Raw genomic sequence first — 16090 nt, forward strand, 5'->3', positions numbered from 1 at the left:
TTCCGCCTGCGGGTGTGTGTTCCCCTTCGCATCCTTGATCGCCCCTGCTAAACAACGCCTATCTCCCCGCAAGCAAGGGCGCTTTTTATGACCAAACCCGTAATTCTGACCATTCTCGACGGTTGGGGCCTGTCCGACGACACCGCCGCCAACGCCCCATATTTGGCCAAGACGCCGACAATGGACCGGCTAATGGCGACTTGTCCCAACGCGACACTGATCACCCATGGTCCTGATGTAGGGTTGCCAACCGGACAAATGGGCAATTCCGAAGTCGGCCACACCAATATTGGCGCGGGCCGCGTGGTGGCGATGGATTTGGGGCAAATTGACCTGTCGATCGAAGATGGCTCCTTTTTCAAGAACGAAGCAGTTTTGCAATTTGGCACCGCGGTCAAGACTGCAGGCGGGCGGGCGCATTTAATGGGCTTGGTGTCTGATGGCGGTGTGCACGGACATATCCAGCACATAAAAGCCGCGATCAAAGCCTTGGTGGATCAGGGTCTTGAGGTCGTTTTTCATGCCATCACGGATGGCCGCGATGTTGCCCCGAATTCGGCGGATAAATACATCGCGGATCTGGTCTCGGATTTACCTGCGCAGGCGGTGATTGGATCTGTGACTGGCCGCTATTATGCCTTGGATCGCGACAACCGTTGGGAACGTGTCGAAACTGCGTATAACGCGATGATCTTGGGGCAGGGGGTAACTGCGCCCAGTGCCGAGGCAGCAATTTCCCAGAACTATACCAAGGACATTACAGACGAATTCATGCCCGCGACCGTGATTGACGGCTATGAGGGCGTGGAGGCGGGGGATGGCTTCTTTTGTCTGAACTTCCGGTCTGATCGGGCACGTGAAATTCTTGCGGCGATTGGTGCACCGGATTTCGATGGCTTTGCCCGTAGTCAGGTAGAGCTCTCGGCCCTATTGGGTATGGTGAAATATTCGGATGCCCATGACGCGTACATGACTACGGTCTTCCCAAAGCGCCAGATCGATAACACGCTGGGCCATTGGGTAGCGCTACAAGGCAAGACACAGTTTCGTTTGGCCGAGACTGAGAAATACCCGCATGTGACCTTCTTTTTGAACGGTGGTGTCGAGGTGCCAGAGCCGCATGAAGATCGTTTTATGCCGAAATCGCCCAAGGTGGCGACCTATGACCTGCAACCGGAGATGAGCGCGGGCGAAGTGACCGAGCAATTCCTTGGTGCCATCGATCATGGCTATGACCTGATTGTCGTGAATTATGCGAACCCTGATATGGTCGGCCACACCGGCGACCTTGATGCCGCAATCAAGGCCTGCGAAGCTGTGGATGCCGGATTGGCGCAGGTCATAGCAAAGTTAGAGGACGTGGGCGGCGCGATGTTGGTCATCGCCGACCATGGCAATTGCGAAACCATGGTGGACCCGGAAACCGGCGGGCCGCACACAGCGCATACAACCAATCTGGTTCCGGTTGTGCTGTTTGGCGGACCCGACGGCGCATCGCTACGGGCCGGCCGTTTGGCGGATGTTGCCCCGACCTTGCTGCAGATCATGGACCTGCCACAACCGGCTGAGATGACCGGAGAGAGCCTGATTTCGTGAAACGGTTTTGCCTGATTCTGGCCCTTTGGGCTGGCCCTTTGGCGGCGCAAGACGGCGGCGCGGCAGCCCGCGCCGCCGCGGATGCGTTGGACGTGGCCTCCATCGGGTTGGATCAGGCGGAAACGGCACGGGATCGGGTTGCGGCGCTCACTGATACGGTGCGTGCCTACGAAGACGGATTGACGGCGATGCGCGAAGGTCTGCGCGCGGCTGCGATCCGCGAAACGGAACTGAGCCTGAAACTGCGGTCTCAAGAGGCCGAAGTGCAAGAGCTGCTGAGTGTCTTGACGGCCCTTGGCAACAGTGGCCAGCCACAGACCTTGTTGCACCCACAAGGGCCTTTGGGAATGGCGCGATCCGGAATGCTGGTGGCCGCCGTCACTCCGGGTTTGGCCAAAAAGGCGGCGGATTTGCGTACTGACCTAAAAGAGGTGTCCGATTTGCGAATGCTTCAACAAAGCGCCGCGCAAACCTTGGAGAAGGGGCTGACCGGTGTTCAGGACGCGCGAACGGCTCTTTCCAAAGCGATTGCGGATCGCACCGATCTGCCGCGCCGCTTTACCCAAGACCCGATCCGCACCGCCATTTTGATTTCCGCCACGGAAACGCTTCAGGGGTTTGCCAGCGGGTTGTCGCAGATTTCCGAAGGTGACGCCCCAAGCACCACAACCCGCATTGATGACCGTATGGGCCTGCTACAATTGCCGGTGCGTGGGGTTGTTTTGCGCAAAGCGGGTGATCCGGATGCGGCCGGGATCACGCGTCCGGGAATCGTGATGGCCACGCAACCACAGGCCTTGGTAACGACTCCGGTGGCGGCCACGATCCGCTATAATGGCCCGCTTTTGGACTATGGTCTGGTGACCATTTTGGAACCACAAGCCGATCTTTTGCTTGTGTTGGCGGGGCTGGATACCGTCTATGGAGAGATTGGTCAGGTTCTGCCCGAAGGCAGCCCGGTGGGCACGATGGGTGGATCATTAAAAATGAATAATTCGTCACCTTCTAGTGAAGGGGGTGGCGCCGAGCGCTCTGAAACGCTCTATATAGAGGTAAGAGAGGGCGATGCGCCCGTCGATCCACTTATGTGGTTCGCAACCGACAAGGGATAATTGAGTATGAAGAAATTCGTGATGGCCGCGCTGGGCGGCACTATTGCCTCAGTATTGGCGACCACGCAATTCGTAGGCCCGGTTCTTGCCCAAGAGGCAAACCGCCCCGCCAGCGTTTATGAACAGCTGGACTTATTCGGTGATATTTTCGAACGTATTCGTGCGCAATATGTGTCCGAAGTTGACGAAGCAGACCTGATCGAAGCCGCGATCAATGGCATGCTGACTTCGCTGGATCCGCATTCCAGCTATCTGCCCCCCCAAGACGCCGAAGATATGCGTGTGCAAACGCGCGGTGAATTTGGCGGTCTTGGCATCGAAGTCACGCAAGAAGACGGTTTTGTCAAAGTTGTCTCGCCCATTGATGGCACGCCTGCGGACGCCGCAGGGATGGAATCGGGCGATTTCATCACCCATGTTGATGGCGAGTCCGTTTTGGGCCTGAAACTGGACGAAGCGGTTGATTTGATGCGCGGTCCGGTTGGATCCGAAATCGTGATTACCGTGGTCCGCGAAGGCGAAGAAGAGCCCTTTGACGTTTCGATCATCCGCGACACCATCAAACTGACGGCCGTACGGTCCCGTCTTGAAGGGCAAACCGTTGTCCTGCGGGTCACAACCTTTAACGACCAGACGTTTCCTAACCTTGCAGATGGCCTAGCCGAGCAGGTCGAAGCTGCTGGCGGCATGGACAACGTGAACGGCTTTGTTCTGGACTTGCGCAACAATCCGGGTGGCTTGTTGACCCAAGCGATCCGCGTTTCGGATGCTTTCCTTGAAGAAGGTGAAATTGTCTCGACCCGTGGCCGCAATCCAGCTGACGGCGACCGGTTCAACGCGACGCCGGGCGATCTGGCAATGGGCAAACCGCTTGTTGTTTTGATCAACGGCGGCTCTGCTTCGGCGTCGGAAATTGTGGCAGGCGCGTTGCAAGACCACCGTCGCGGAATTGTTGTGGGCACAAAGTCCTTTGGCAAGGGGTCGGTTCAAACAGTCATGCCATTGCGCGGCGAAGGCGCAATGCGCCTGACCACAGCGCGGTATTACACACCGTCGGGTCGTTCGATCCAAGCGCTGGGTGTTTCACCTGACCTGATCGTCGATCAACCCCGCCGCAGCCCGACCGATGAGGAAGAGGAAGAAACACCAAACCGTTTCTCCCGCTCCGAAGCGGATCTGCGCGGCAGCCTCGACAACGACTCTTTGTCCGAAGATGAAATTCGCCAGATCGAAGAAGATCGCGAAAAGGTCGAAGCCGCTGCAAAGCTGCGCGAAGAAGACTACCAGCTGGCTTATGCCATCGACATTCTGCGTGGATTGTCAGTGCTGGGCGCGAAAGACTAAAAGACACGTATCAAAAGAAAAAGGGCGGGGGATTACCCCGCCCTTTTTCTTTCTGGTAACGGTTTTTGTGTCATATCTGGCTTGCGCGGCTGGAACGGTATAGCTCTGGGGCAGCTAAATATGAGGTCCCTATGACACCTGAAGAGATTGCCAAACTTCCCTATCGTCAAAACGTAGGCGTTATGCTGATCAATGCGGATGGCCACGCTTGGGTGGGCCAACGTCTTGATAGCGAGGTGCCTGCGTGGCAGATGCCCCAAGGCGGCATCGACAAAGGCGAAGATGCCCAAGCCGCCGCCCTGCGCGAACTCGAAGAAGAGACGGGCGTATCACCGGATCTGGTAACGGTCGAGGCGCAGACGGATGGCTGGATCGCCTATGATTTGCCGCATGACATCGTGCCGAAGATCTGGAAAGGCCGCTATAAAGGGCAAGAGCAAAAGTGGTTTTTGCTGCGCTTTCACGGCTCTGACGATCACATCAACATAGATTTGCCGCATCCCGAGTTTTCCAAATGGCGATGGTTGGACGCGGATGAGGTTGTTGCACAGATCGTTCCATTCAAACGCGGCGTTTATGAACAGGTGATCGCAGCTTTTCGGGGGCATCTTTAGTGCGTGTTTTGCTGCTGGCCCTGACGCTTTTGGCGTCGTCCCCCGCGATGGCACTTAGCTGCCTTAAACCCAGCGCTGTGCGCAGTTACCTTGAGGCGAATGCCTCGGAGGATCGTTGGGGCGCGGTCGTGGGCCGGTTGCATTTTGATGAAAGCCGCCTGCCAGATGTTGTTGGTCAGGATGGCCGCAAGGACGTGGAACTGCGCGGGCAGTTGGTCGGGGAATCGCTTGGGCCAAACGGATTTGAGGATCCGTTTCAAGGCGGGATCACACTACGCGTGGTTTGCACCGGATCATGGTGTGGTCAGGCCAGATCGGGTGGATTCTACCTTGTTTTCGTCAAACGCGAAGGGGTGCGGCACTACGCCATCGCCGATCCATGTGAATCCTGGTTGTTTGAAAACCCCCGCCCCAGAACGTTAGAACGTTTGGAACGCTGCTATCGCGGCGGGTATTGTGATCCCGACGAAGATGAGGATTGATCCGGTTTCCAAGAGCCGGCCCTCCCTGCACAAGGGGCTCCGATTGCGGGTGCATGCAATTCTATGGTCCGCTAGGGGTGTTTCCCCGTATCGATCTTGTATGCGGCCAGCGCATCGCGCAGCATTGAAACCCGACGCGGACGAAAAAACTGGTTGGATACGGCCAATTCAGCCATCCGGTCTAAACGGAATGTCCGAAACGCATCGCGCAGCAAGCATTTTGCGATCAAGCAATGGCTACGATCGAAAAAGACGACGGACAGGGGCTGCACTTCGCGCCGTGTCGGGGCCCCGTGTTGATCGACATAGTCAAAACTGACATGCCGTTCTTCCCAGCAGGCTTTGCGCAGCGCGCTGGCATCAATGCCGGGCTCGGGGATTTGAACAAAGCGGTGCGCGCTCAGAACAGCGTGTTTCAATCGGTTGGCTTGACTGTCCGGCAATCTGGCTTGCAATCGTGCCAACGCACGCGAAGCCGCTTTGGCCAAGGCCGGATCACCCACTGCTTCCACTTCGCGAAGCCCCAACACCAGCGCTTCTAACTCTTCGTCATCAAAACTGAGAGGCGGCAAATGTGCGTCTTCGATCAAGGTGTAGCCAAAGCCCGCAGCCCCATCGATGACAGCACCAAGGCCGCGCAAGGAATCGATGTCGCGGTACAAGGTGCGTTCCGAGACATCGGTTTCTTGCGCCAGTTGCGCAGCCGTGACCGGCGACGGCAGACGCCGCAGGCTATCCATCAGTTGAAAAAGGCGTTCGGTCCGAGACATAGTGACTGATACTGCCAGATCATGACAGTTTATGACAGGGGCAGCGATCCAGTGGAAAAAACTGCCTCCCAGCCTTGTGCCTTACGACTTGCGCTGGCGGGTGACCTTGCGTTTGGTCTTGGCGCTTTTGGCTTTGGCCTTGGTGGCCTTGCGTCGAGGGTTCGGCCCTGATTTGCGTTTTCCGCGCCCGAACCCATTGCGCTGACGCCCACCACGCGAAACTTCCATTTCGTCGTCTTCAAGCTCGATCAGTTCAAAGGCGATGCCGCCGGTGATCGGTGCCGCTTCGACCAAGCGGACGCGAGCCTTTAGCCCCAAAGAGATGATCCGCCCGGAATCAGCCCCCCGCAAGGTGCCGGCGTCATGGTCAAAGTTGAAATACTCATTGCCAAGGGTCGAAATGGGGACAAGCCCATCCGCGCGGGTTTCATCTAGCCTCACAAAGACACCGAATTTTGCAATTCCGCTGATTTTCCCGGTGAATTCAGCGCCAATGCGGTCACTTAGGAAGGCTGCAAGGTAACGGTCCGTTGTGTCGCGTTCAGCCATCATCGACCGGCGTTCGGTATCGCTGATGTGCTTGGAGGTGTCTTCCAAGGTCTCAAGATCTATCGGGGACAATCCATCGTCACCCCAGCCATGGGCCGATACCAGCCCGCGATGCACAATCAAGTCTGAATAGCGCCGAATGGGCGAGGTGAAATGAGCGTAGTTTGTCAAGGCGAGGCCAAAGTGCCCAAAGTTCTTGGGCGAATAATAGGCCTGCGTCATCGACCGTAGGGTCGACAGGTTGATCAGTTCTGCGTCATCGGTGCCTGCCGCATCATGCAACAGCTTGTTCAGATGTCGGGTTTGAAGAACTTGCCCTTTGGCCAGCATCAAACCGGCGCTGGATGCGGTTTCACGCAGGCTTTCAAGCTTGTCTACCGGTGGCTCTTCGTGAACCCGGAACAGCTGCGGGGTTTGTTTGGCAATCAGGGTTTCGGCGGCAGCGACGTTGGCCAGCACCATGCATTCTTCGATCAGGCGATGGGCATCCAAGCGTTCGGTGAAATTCACAGAAGAGACTTTGCCATTGTCATCCAGAACGATCTTGCGTTCGGGTAGGTCCAAATCCAGCGGCTGGCGACGCTCGCGGGCGGACCGTAATGCTGCATAGGCCGCATAAAGCGGGCGGATCACGTTGTGGATCAGCGGTTCGGTGCGGTCTGACGGCTCGCCATCCATAGCGGCCTGAACTTCGCGGTAGTTCAAGGATGCTGAGGACCGCATAAGGCCGCGCACAAACTGGTGACTGCGTTTGTTTCCTTGGGCGTCCAGAACTATCCGTACAGCGACACAGGCGCGCGGTACGTTTTCGTGGAGGCTGCATAGATCACCGGACAAGCGGTCTGGCAGCATTGGAACCACCCGGTCAGGAAAATAGCTGGAGTTGCCGCGCTTGCGCGCCTCGCGGTCCAGTTTGGACCCCGACCGGACGTAATGTGCGACATCTGCAATCGCCACCCAAAGAATGTGGCCGCCGGGGTTTTTAGGATCGTCATCTGCCTCGGCATAGACAGCATCATCGCGGTCGCGCGCATCTACAGGGTCGATTGTGACCAGGTGCATGTCGCGCAAATCCGTGCGGCCGGACAAGTCTGCGGGCTCAATAGCGTCAGCTTCGGCCAGCACGTCAGCGGGGAAATCATCAGGGATGCCATGCTGATGGATCGCGATCAGTGAAACTGCACGCGGTTCGGTCGGATCGCCCAACCGCATCACAATGCGTGCGCGGGGCAATCCGAAACGCCCTTTGGGTCCGGCTTGTTCCGCCTCTACCAACTCGCCATCTTTGGCTCCGTCCGTTGCATCGGCGGCCACAATCCATTCTTTGTCGCTGCCTTTGTCGATGGGCATAATGCGCCCGCCTTCGGTGCCCTTGCGAAAGATGCCAACGACCTTGCGCTGTGTCGCGCCAATCTGGCGGATCAGGCGGGCTTCGTAGTTATGGTCTTCGCCGTGGACAACAGTCAGACGCGCCAAAATGCGGTCGCCTTCGCCAAGCGCGGGGTCCGAGGTGCGCGTCACAACCAGAATGATCGGCTGAGCCCCTTCGCCGTGCCATTCCAAGGGGCGTGCATATAGATCGCCATCGCTGTTGGGCGCACGGACCTGCAACACGCTTACCGGTGGTAATTGGTCGGGGTCGCGGTAGGTTTTGCTGCGCTTTTGCAAATGCCCTTCGGCCTCAAGCTCTTTGAGCATGCGTTTAAGATCAATACGGGCTGCGCCCTTGATCCCAAAAGCTTTGGCGATGTCGCGCTTTGAGGTGAGTGTCGGGTTTGCGGTGATCCATTCAAGGATCGCGGGTTTATCAGGCAGTTTGCTCATGATCTTCCCGTAGCACGGGTTGCAAACTGCGTCATGGTCTATTCGCCAAAGACGCGCTTAAATCCGCTCAAGGTCAGTGACGGTGTCAACATCAGCCAATTGGTCGACCAGCGCCACTGATGCGCCGGACAGGGACGCAATGCTGTCAGTCAGGGTGTGCTCGCTGGACCAGCGCACCCCGTCGAACAACCCGTGCGGGACATGCCCGCCATTGTGCAGCCCCACCAGCCAATAACCGCCGTCAAACGCCGGGCCAAAAACCGCATCGTGATTGCCAAGTGCTTGAAAAGCCCGCCAGACGGTGGCGCTTGTGATGCCGGGAATATCGGCCCCGATCACGCAGACTGGTCCGGGCGGGGCATTGGCCATCATCCGCGCCATGCGATCCCCCAGATTGCCGAGCCCCTGCGGCCAGCGCGGCAAATGCGCAGGCCAAACGCGGCTGTTCTTGCCTTCGCGATCGGGGGAAACGGCCAGCACAACTTGCCAGCGCGGATCTTGGACGCGGCGCAACAAGGCGGCGGATTGATGGCGAAACCACCAAGCAGACGTTGTCAGACCGATATCACGCCCAAGACGGGTTTTGACGCGGCCCGCACGGGGCTCTTTGACCATGACAACCAAGGTGCGCATCATGGCAGGATCAGTTCCATATCCCGGTGTTCGATTCCGGCGTCCATTACGATGCCGCCATGGGCGACAAACCCAAGAGATTCGTAAAACCCTAGGGCGGGTAGCTGCGCCTGCAAGATCATCCGTCGGGTGCCGTCTTTGGCTTTGGCCTGAGCGATTGCCTCAAGCATCAGAGCCTTGCCGAGCCCTGTTCCCCTTGCTTCTTTGGTCACGCACACGCGGCCGATTTTGGCATAGTCGTCGTTGAAGACAATTCGGGCAGTGCCCATCGGAGCACCCTTAATTTCGCCAAGCAGATGTAGCGCGGTGTCGTCATATTCATCGCGTTCCAATTCGATTGGAACGTTTTGTTCATCGACAAACACAGTGTATCGCAGCGCCAGACATGTTTCGAAATCAGCCGCAGCGGCCACGCGCACAGTCATGCGAAGTAGTCTTTCAAAATTCGGCCATAGATAGCCTTCAGTTGGTGAATTTGCGCGACCTCTACACGTTCGTCCACAGCATGCATGGTTTTGCCAACCAAGCCGAATTCGACCACAGGGCAGTGGTTCTTGACGAAACGCGCGTCTGATGTGCCGCCGGTTGTCGACAGGTCTGCCACCTTGCCTGTTTCAGCTTCTACCGCTTTACCAATCAAATCGGACAAAGCCCCCGGAGGTGTGAGAAAGCTTTCGCCCGAAATCTTGATGGTGACCTGTGTTTTGGTGCCAATTTCGGCGTCGACCTTGGCAGCCTCTTCGCGCAGCCAGTTGCTCAGCGCGGCTCCGGTGTGCGTGTCGTTGAAACGGATGTTAACGCAAGCCGTGGTTTTAGCCGGAATGACGTTGGTCGCCGGGTTGCCTGTGTCGATTGTAACCACAGCCAAGGTGGAGGCATCGAAATGCTCGGTCCCTTGATCCAGCTCGTGGCTAGCAAGGCGATCCATCAGACGGGCCATGGCGGGTAGCGGGTTCAAAGCGCGGTTTGGATAGGCTGAATGGCCTTGCTTGCCCTCGATCTCGAACCATGCCGACAGCGACCCACGGCGGCCGATTTTCATCATCTGGCCCATGAAATCAGGCGAAGTTGGTTCGCCCACCAAGCAAACTGACATCGCCTCCTGTTCGGCATCCATCCAGTCCAAAAGCGCGACGGTCCCATCGGTGGCATCGCCTTCTTCGTCGCCTGTGATGGTCAGAATTACGGCACCGTCCGGGGGTGTTTCGCGCACAAAATCGATGGCCGCAGCAGCAAAGGCCGCAACGCCGGATTTCATGTCGGTGGTGCCGCGCCCATACATAAAGCCGTCTTTGATTTCGGCCCCAAAGGGATCAAACTGCCAATCTTCCCGGTTGCCGATCGGGACGACATCAGTGTGGCCGTTAAAACCAAAGCTGCGCGTATGCCCCTTGTCGCCCCAACGCGCATAAAGGTTGCTGGTGTCACCGCGGTCAACGCGGGTACATGCAAAACCCGATGTTTCAAGCAAGTCTTGCAGCAAAACCAGCGCACCACCTTCGATTGGGGTCACTGACGGGCATTGGACAAGCTGAGCGGTCAGTGTTGCGGGGTCAATGCTGGTCATGGCGGTCTCCTGTCGGTTGTTACCGGATGGCTAGCGCAGTCAGGCGGCAGGCGCAAATGTGGCGAAAATACATCGTCCATACTGGTTGGCCTGGCCGAGAGGGCGCTTTCCAAAGCTGGACCCGTCTACCGGATCAAGCTAGGGTTAAGGCAGGCGCTGCATTCTGCACAAGACACGAAGCGGTACCTCTGAGCAGGAGCAATAGACATGAGTTGGATCGCGTTGTCCGGTCAGGGTAAATCCTGGGTGTGCCCCCGAACGTTCGATGGCAGTGTAAAACTGCACGCGTCTTTGGTATCGCGTGGATCCATCGTGATTGAAACCCGCAGTGGTCCGGATGACCGGCCACACAGTTTGCTGTCATATGCGCGCAGCGAACCATGGGTTGGTGGAATTTCCATTCAGGTCCTTTCCGGCGGAGCAATAGGCGTGAACGTCACGCAGGGTGCCAAGGTGTTTGAAGCCGCCGCCAAGTACAATCCGCTGGCACAGGATGAAGCAGTACGGGTGACCTTTAGTTGGGACTGCGCAAGAGGCTTTGGCCAGATCGCGGTAGAGCGACCAACGGGCCAAACCGTTGAGGTTACAACCACAACGGCGCCGCCGCCGATGCTGCTTGAGGACCTTCGCAATCTGGTACAGAGGCGACATTTGGTTTCGATCGATCCGGACGTGGCCTTCTTTGCTGTTTCGGATGCGATAGAGCCTGTCGGTCCGATGCCGTCGCTATTGGCGCAGGTGCCCGTGCTGACCCCGACGGGGTATAGACCGGTGGCAGATTTACAATGCGGCGATACAGTGAAAACCCGCACAAGTGGTGTGGTTCCGGTGCTGCACCGTGTGTCGCGGGTGGTTCCTGCGCTTGGTTCGTTTCAACCCGTGCGCCTGCGGGCTCCTTACTTTGGCTTGAAGCGCGATGTACTGGTGGCCCCGCATCAACGATTGGTGATCGGTGGGTCTGATGTCGAATACATTTTTGGACGTGATGCTGTTTTGGTACCTGCGATGAGCTTGGTAAACGGGTTTGCCGCCGCTTTCGAAGACGGCCTGCAAATGGTCGAATACCATCAGCTTTTGCTCCCGGGCAACGAACCCGTGATCGCTGCGGGCACCGAATTAGAGAGCCTTTACGTTGGGCAATTGCGCAGGCGTGCGGGCCCGTTAAGGCAATCCTTGCTGTCGCAGGTGCCGCGCAACCTTGTGCCCGAACACACGAGCACCGGATTAAAGGTGCTTGGCGCTTTTGAAGCGATGACGTTGGCCGATGCCCGCGCGGCTTAGGCCTTGTCGAAAAACGGGGTGACCTGTGCGACGATGACCGAGTTTTCGCGCAAAGCCCGATCCATCAGTTCAATTTCGTCGTCCGCGATGTCGTGGCCCTGTTCGCGGCGTTCTTCAATTGTGCCATAGCCTGTCACGTCCAAAGGGGCTGTGTCAGCCTGCTTCAAGATCGCAACGGTTTCGCGCACGGCCTCGGCTTCGTCTACGCCAGAGGCATAGCACATCAAGGCGGCTCCGGTGCTGCCCTTGGGCAGGCCATCACCATCTTTGCGTCCAATCTCAACCAATAGGGTATAGACCTTTTGGTTCTTGGGTTTTTTCTTTTTGGGGGCGCTGTCATTGGTCATAAACCGGCCATAAGCCGCAGCGGGCGCGGGATCAAGGGGATCGTTGCGCGTAGGCTTGGAAATGACGGTCGACCTGTCCAAAATGAAACAAGGGCACCGGTGACCGATGCCCTTGTTCCCAAACTGTAGGGCTTTTGCGAAAGCCTGCGGGTTAGTCCCGCAGCAGTTCGTTGATGCCGGTCTTGGAGCGGGTTCTTTCATCGACGCGTTTAACGATCACTGCGCAATACAGATGCACACCATTTTTGGAAGGCATCGAACCGGCCACAACAACCGAATAGGGCGGCACTTCGCCATACATCACTTCGCCGGTTTCGCGGTCCAGGATCTTGGTCGACTGGCCGATAAACACGCCCATGCCCAAAACAGAGCCTTCGCGGACGATACAGCCTTCAACAACTTCTGAACGTGCACCGATAAAGCAGTTGTCTTCGATGATGGTCGGGCCAGCCTGCATGGGTTCCAGAACGCCGCCAATGCCGACACCGCCGGACAGATGTACGTTCTTGCCGATTTGCGCACAGCTGCCAACGGTTGCCCATGTGTCGACCATCGTGCCTTCGTCAACATAAGCGCCGAGGTTGACAAAAGAGGGCATCAGAACAACGCCGGGGGCGATAAAGGCCGATTTGCGCACAACTGCGTTTGGTACCGCGCGGAAACCCGCAGCGCGCCACTGGTTGTCGCCCCAGCCCTTGAACTTGCTGTCGACCTTGTCCCACCAGCCGCCGCCTTGTGGGCCGCCGTCTTGCTGTTCCATGTCCTTGATACGGAAGCCCAGCAGGACCGCTTTTTTGGCCCACTGGTTTACATGCCAGCTGCCATCATCTTGTTTTTCAGCAACCCGCAGGCTGCCGCTGTCCAGCGCTGCTAGCGTATCTTCGATGGCGTCACGGGATTCGCCGGTGGTCGCAGGCGTGATGGTGTCGCGGGCATCCCACGCGGCTTCGATGGCTGTTTCAAGCTGTGCATTAGACATGGGGGAACGCTCCGGTTTCATAGATTTTGCAGCGTGATACCTAAAGTCCGGGCCCGTGTCACGTCGCTGGTGTATCCTTTTGCAAAAGGCTACTCCTGTAGATTGCACTATGAGGAATGAGTGATGACAGAAGACCGCCTTAGCCGGTTCCGCGATGCCCATACAGATCGGGACACCGTAGAGCATATTCCAGATACACCGCAAACGCGGTCACCGTCTTACCGCTTGGCCTTTGCCGACGAAGAATTCTTGTGTCGGGATGCTTTGCGGCCGGTGCGATTGCAGCTCGAATTGCTTAAAACCGAACTGATTCTGGATGAGCATGGGATTGAATCGACGATCGTTCTGTTTGGCGGGGCGCGCATTCCGTCTCCGGCAAACAAAGAGTCAGCGCGGACCAAAACCTTGGGTGAGCTGTCGCATTTTTACGAAGAAGCGCGCGCATTCGCCCGTTTGATGACCCGCAAGGCGCTGGCCACCCAGAACCGTGACTTTGTGGTGGTTACCGGCGGCGGACCCGGCGTTATGGAAGCAGGCAATCGCGGAGCGCAAGACGAAGGCGGCGTTTCAATCGGGTTGAACATCGTCCTGCCGCACGAGCAGGCCCCGAACCCCTATGTGACGCCTGAATTGGCGTTCAACTTTCACTACTTCGCGATCCGCAAAATGCATTTCTTGATGCGGGCGCGGGCCATCTGTGTGTTCCCCGGCGGGTTTGGAACGCTGGATGAGATGTTCGAGGCGCTGACCCTGATACAAACCGGCCGCATGCAGCGGGTGCCATTCTTGCTGTTTGGACGGGCGTTTTGGGAAAAGATCATCAATTGGGAGGCATTGTCAGATGCAGGCACCATCAGCGCAGAAGATTTGGACCTGTTTCGTTTCGTAGAAACGGGCGAAGAGGCTGCAGAGATTATTGAGAACTGGCAGCCTGCTCCGGCAAGAAGTGATATTCCGGGCCGCTAGGGTAAGTTCCCGAGCCGGTTCAGGCCAAGCCGTCTTGAACCGGTTCATGCTCTTTCTTGCGTTCAACCCAGCGCGAAATGACGAGTCGCGCGGCGTCTTCATCCCGCGCCGCGATGGCAAGACGCAATTCGCGCAGGGCTGTCGCGATCTCGAACTCGGACAAATACCCTTCTTGGGCGCGCAGGATCTTTGGGTGCGGTGTGGTCAGCATATCAGGGGCAATCAGCAGTTCTTCATGCAGCTTTTCGCCTTTGCGCAGACCTGTAACGGCAATCTCGATGTCACCGTCGGGCGTCTGTTCGCTGCGCACCGTGTATCCGGCGGCTTCGATCATCTGGCGCGCCAATTTCCGAATTGGAATAGGTTCGCCCATATCCAGCACAAAGACATCGCCACCGCGCGAAAATGATCCGGCTAAAAGAACCAAGCGGGCCGCTTCGGAAATTGTCATAAAATATCGGGTGACAGCTGTATCTGTCAGTGTCACGGGCCCGCCGCGTGCGATTTGTTCTTCGAACAACGGAATCACCGAACCGCTGGACCCAAGTACATTTCCAAACCGGACCATGGCGTATTGGGTGCCGCAGTTGCGCGTGGCCAAATCTTGAATCGCCAGTTCAGCAAGTCGCTTGGATGCGCCCATAACATTGGTTGGCCGGACTGCTTTGTCCGACGAGACCAGAATGAAGCGTTCAACATTGGCCTCGCGGGCGGCGTCGGCAATGACCTTGGTCCCGATCACATTGTTGGTCAGTCCGGCAATCGGATTGCATTCGACCAGCGGTAAATGTTTGTAGGCAGCTGCATGCAAGACAACTTCAATCTTGTGGTCGCGCAGCACGTCTTTCATCAGGTCTTCGTTCAAGACAGATCCGAGAACGGGCGCAATGTGTAGACCCTCACTCAGCTCACGCAGTTCTTTGTCGATGCTGTAAAGGGCCAATTCCGAATGATCGACCAACACAACACAGGCCGGTTTGCAGGCAATCAACTGCCGGCAAAGTTCAGAACCGATCGAGCCTCCGGCACCGGTGACCAGAATTCGCCGGCCACTGTAGGCTTCGCTGACGCTGGGCAGTTCGTCTTCAAGTTGGTTTCGGCCCAAAAGATCATCAAGTGATACTGCGGACACGCTCTTTTTCAGGGGGCCGTTCCCAACGAGCGAGGCGAAGGATGGAAGGGCGTGCACTTCGCAACCGAACTGACGTAATGCGTGGGCTTTTCGGGCCAAAGCGGGCTGGTTGAGCGAAGGCATGGCCAAGACGATCCGGTCGACCGGCTGTTTTTTCGCCAGATCTGGGATATTGGATGGAGCGTAAACACGCATGCCTGCGATCACACTGCTTTGCAGCGTCGGGTTGTCGTCAATGAAGGCAATGGGAACAACCAGACTGTCCTGCCGAAGTGCCGCCACCAGCTGTTGGCCTGTTTTGCCTGCACCGTAGACCAGAACCCGCATGCGATCAGAGCCGCGCCGGTAGATCTCGAGTGTGACTTGCCGCAAGACCACCCGCCAAGACGCGCTCATCACCAAATACAGAAGGCTGAAAATGATACAAACGCCCACCGGAATGGCAGAGCCTGTGGTCGTGGACAGGAGAAAACAGGCGACACCCAGAAAGATTGATTGGGGTACGGTGCGGATGACGCCGCGCATTTCATAGGCGTTCAGCGTCGTCTGAGGCAGGCCAAGCCACCACCCTGTTCCAATAGAAACGGCAACGAGGGTCGCGACAAGTGGTGCAAGGGCTGCAAACGATACACCGTCGTAAGAGCTGGGCAACGCCAGCAAAAAAGACATCATAAGAGCAACCGGGATGACCGCAGCGTCAATTGCCGCAAACAACAATGACTTTTGTGTGCGAGACATGGTTGTCACGAGTTCAAAAAACATTGTTCCAGTCCCCAGAGGCTTAGCCTCTTTGCAATTTATTGTGCGGCTAGATTACTTCCCCAGCTTTTGCAACCAATAGCTGTTTCAATAGTCTGCATGGTCCCTGCTTAATTTAAGGAACGATTGGCAGGC

At 57.2% G+C, this 16090-nt stretch carries 15 protein-coding genes; 7 read left to right on the forward strand and 8 right to left on the reverse strand.

Going from position 1 to position 16090, the window contains the following annotated elements:
- Window positions 1–87 precede the first annotated feature (87 nt).
- The 5 genes from gpmI to C8N36_RS08650 all read left to right on the forward strand — a co-directional run bounded on the left by gpmI (window position 88) and on the right by C8N36_RS08650 (window position 5148).
- Window positions 88–1596: a 2,3-bisphosphoglycerate-independent phosphoglycerate mutase gene (gpmI, locus tag C8N36_RS08630; protein WP_097804303.1), complete on the forward strand. Its 1509-nt coding sequence runs from the start codon at window positions 88–90 to the stop codon at window positions 1594–1596.
- Window positions 1593–2708 carry a murein hydrolase activator EnvC family protein gene (locus C8N36_RS08635; protein ID WP_097804304.1) on the forward strand — a complete coding sequence of 372 codons (1116 nt, stop codon included), beginning with the start codon at window positions 1593–1595 and terminating at the stop codon, window positions 2706–2708. The genes gpmI and C8N36_RS08635 overlap by 4 nt, the downstream gene beginning before the upstream one ends.
- Before the next feature lie 6 nt (window positions 2709–2714).
- Entirely contained in the window at window positions 2715–4052 is a 1338-nt protein-coding gene (locus C8N36_RS08640; protein ID WP_097804305.1) for a S41 family peptidase, read from the forward strand.
- Window positions 4053–4183: 131 nt separating this feature from the next.
- Entirely contained in the window at window positions 4184–4666 is a 483-nt protein-coding gene (locus tag C8N36_RS08645; protein ID WP_097804306.1) for an RNA pyrophosphohydrolase, read from the forward strand.
- Window positions 4666–5148, forward strand: a complete 483-nt coding sequence (locus tag C8N36_RS08650) for a hypothetical protein (RefSeq protein ID WP_097804307.1) — start codon at window positions 4666–4668, stop codon at window positions 5146–5148. The genes C8N36_RS08645 and C8N36_RS08650 overlap by 1 nt, the downstream gene beginning before the upstream one ends.
- A 71-nt stretch (window positions 5149–5219) precedes the next feature.
- Here the strand turns inward: C8N36_RS08650 and C8N36_RS08655 are convergent, their stop codons facing one another.
- The 5 genes from C8N36_RS08655 to dapE all read right to left on the reverse strand — a co-directional run bounded on the left by C8N36_RS08655 (window position 5220) and on the right by dapE (window position 10491).
- On the reverse strand, window positions 5220–5918 hold the full coding sequence (locus tag C8N36_RS08655) for a helix-turn-helix transcriptional regulator (RefSeq protein WP_097804308.1): 699 nt from the start codon (window positions 5916–5918) through the stop codon (window positions 5220–5222).
- Between the two features lie 81 nt (window positions 5919–5999).
- Complete coding sequence (gene rnr, locus C8N36_RS08660) at window positions 6000–8291, reverse strand: ribonuclease R (protein ID WP_097804309.1); 2292 nt, start codon at window positions 8289–8291, stop codon at window positions 6000–6002.
- 57 nt (window positions 8292–8348) lie between these two features.
- The gene (locus C8N36_RS08665; RefSeq protein ID WP_097804310.1) at window positions 8349–8927 is read right to left on the reverse strand and encodes a TIGR04282 family arsenosugar biosynthesis glycosyltransferase; all 579 of its coding nucleotides are present in this window, start codon (window positions 8925–8927) and stop codon (window positions 8349–8351) included.
- Window positions 8924–9349 carry a GNAT family N-acetyltransferase gene (locus C8N36_RS08670; protein ID WP_097804311.1) on the reverse strand — a complete coding sequence of 142 codons (426 nt, stop codon included), beginning with the start codon at window positions 9347–9349 and terminating at the stop codon, window positions 8924–8926. Before C8N36_RS08670 ends, C8N36_RS08665 begins: the two co-directional genes overlap by 4 nt.
- Window positions 9346–10491, reverse strand: a complete 1146-nt coding sequence (gene dapE, locus C8N36_RS08675; RefSeq protein WP_097804312.1) for a succinyl-diaminopimelate desuccinylase — start codon at window positions 10489–10491, stop codon at window positions 9346–9348. The genes C8N36_RS08670 and dapE overlap by 4 nt, the downstream gene beginning before the upstream one ends.
- A 207-nt stretch (window positions 10492–10698) precedes the next feature.
- Here dapE and C8N36_RS08680 point away from each other — a divergent pair, with 207 nt between their 5' ends.
- On the forward strand, window positions 10699–11772 hold the full coding sequence (locus C8N36_RS08680; protein WP_097804313.1) for a Hint domain-containing protein: 1074 nt from the start codon (window positions 10699–10701) through the stop codon (window positions 11770–11772).
- Here C8N36_RS08680 and C8N36_RS08685 read toward each other — a convergent pair.
- Together C8N36_RS08685 and dapD are read right to left on the reverse strand one after the other, a co-directional pair.
- Window positions 11769–12119 (reverse strand): hypothetical protein, encoded by a 351-nt coding sequence (locus tag C8N36_RS08685; protein WP_097804314.1) that lies wholly within the window; start codon window positions 12117–12119, stop codon window positions 11769–11771. The genes C8N36_RS08680 and C8N36_RS08685 overlap by 4 nt on opposite strands.
- A gap of 151 nt (window positions 12120–12270) precedes the next feature.
- Window positions 12271–13098 (reverse strand): 2,3,4,5-tetrahydropyridine-2,6-dicarboxylate N-succinyltransferase, encoded by an 828-nt coding sequence (gene dapD / locus C8N36_RS08690; protein WP_097804315.1) that lies wholly within the window; start codon window positions 13096–13098, stop codon window positions 12271–12273.
- Between the two features lie 123 nt (window positions 13099–13221).
- Here dapD and C8N36_RS08695 point away from each other — a divergent pair, with 123 nt between their 5' ends.
- Window positions 13222–14064 (forward strand): LOG family protein, encoded by an 843-nt coding sequence (locus C8N36_RS08695; RefSeq protein WP_097804316.1) that lies wholly within the window; start codon window positions 13222–13224, stop codon window positions 14062–14064.
- 19 nt (window positions 14065–14083) lie between these two features.
- Here the strand turns inward: C8N36_RS08695 and C8N36_RS08700 are convergent, their stop codons facing one another.
- Window positions 14084–15958, reverse strand: coding sequence for a polysaccharide biosynthesis protein (locus tag C8N36_RS08700; RefSeq protein ID WP_097804317.1), 1875 nt, complete (start codon window positions 15956–15958; stop codon window positions 14084–14086).
- Window positions 15959–16090: the final 132 nt, after the last annotated feature.

This window comes from Pelagimonas varians (assembly GCF_003208435.1).
GTDB lineage: Bacteria > Pseudomonadota > Alphaproteobacteria > Rhodobacterales > Rhodobacteraceae > Pelagimonas > Pelagimonas varians.

What these genes read in the sequence shown, in the direction of transcription:
- gpmI (WP_097804303.1), top strand. Translation starts at nt 88, where the DNA reads ATGACCAAACCCGTAATTCTGACCATTCTCGACGGTTGGGGCCTGTCC.
- C8N36_RS08640 (WP_097804305.1), top strand. Translation starts at nt 2,715, where the DNA reads ATGAAGAAATTCGTGATGGCCGCGCTGGGCGGCACTATTGCCTCAGTA.
- C8N36_RS08645 (WP_097804306.1), top strand. Translation starts at nt 4,184, where the DNA reads ATGACACCTGAAGAGATTGCCAAACTTCCCTATCGTCAAAACGTAGGC.
- C8N36_RS08655 (WP_097804308.1), bottom strand. Translation starts at nt 5,918, where the DNA reads ATGTCTCGGACCGAACGCCTTTTTCAACTGATGGATAGCCTGCGGCGT.
- rnr (WP_097804309.1), bottom strand. Translation starts at nt 8,291, where the DNA reads ATGAGCAAACTGCCTGATAAACCCGCGATCCTTGAATGGATCACCGCA.
- C8N36_RS08665 (WP_097804310.1), bottom strand. Translation starts at nt 8,927, where the DNA reads ATGATGCGCACCTTGGTTGTCATGGTCAAAGAGCCCCGTGCGGGCCGC.
- C8N36_RS08670 (WP_097804311.1), bottom strand. Translation starts at nt 9,349, where the DNA reads ATGACTGTGCGCGTGGCCGCTGCGGCTGATTTCGAAACATGTCTGGCG.
- dapE (WP_097804312.1), bottom strand. Translation starts at nt 10,491, where the DNA reads ATGACCAGCATTGACCCCGCAACACTGACCGCTCAGCTTGTCCAATGC.
- C8N36_RS08680 (WP_097804313.1), top strand. Translation starts at nt 10,699, where the DNA reads ATGAGTTGGATCGCGTTGTCCGGTCAGGGTAAATCCTGGGTGTGCCCC.
- C8N36_RS08685 (WP_097804314.1), bottom strand. Translation starts at nt 12,119, where the DNA reads ATGACCAATGACAGCGCCCCCAAAAAGAAAAAACCCAAGAACCAAAAG.
- dapD (WP_097804315.1), bottom strand. Translation starts at nt 13,098, where the DNA reads ATGTCTAATGCACAGCTTGAAACAGCCATCGAAGCCGCGTGGGATGCC.
- C8N36_RS08695 (WP_097804316.1), top strand. Translation starts at nt 13,222, where the DNA reads ATGACAGAAGACCGCCTTAGCCGGTTCCGCGATGCCCATACAGATCGG.
- C8N36_RS08700 (WP_097804317.1), bottom strand. Translation starts at nt 15,958, where the DNA reads ATGTTTTTTGAACTCGTGACAACCATGTCTCGCACACAAAAGTCATTG.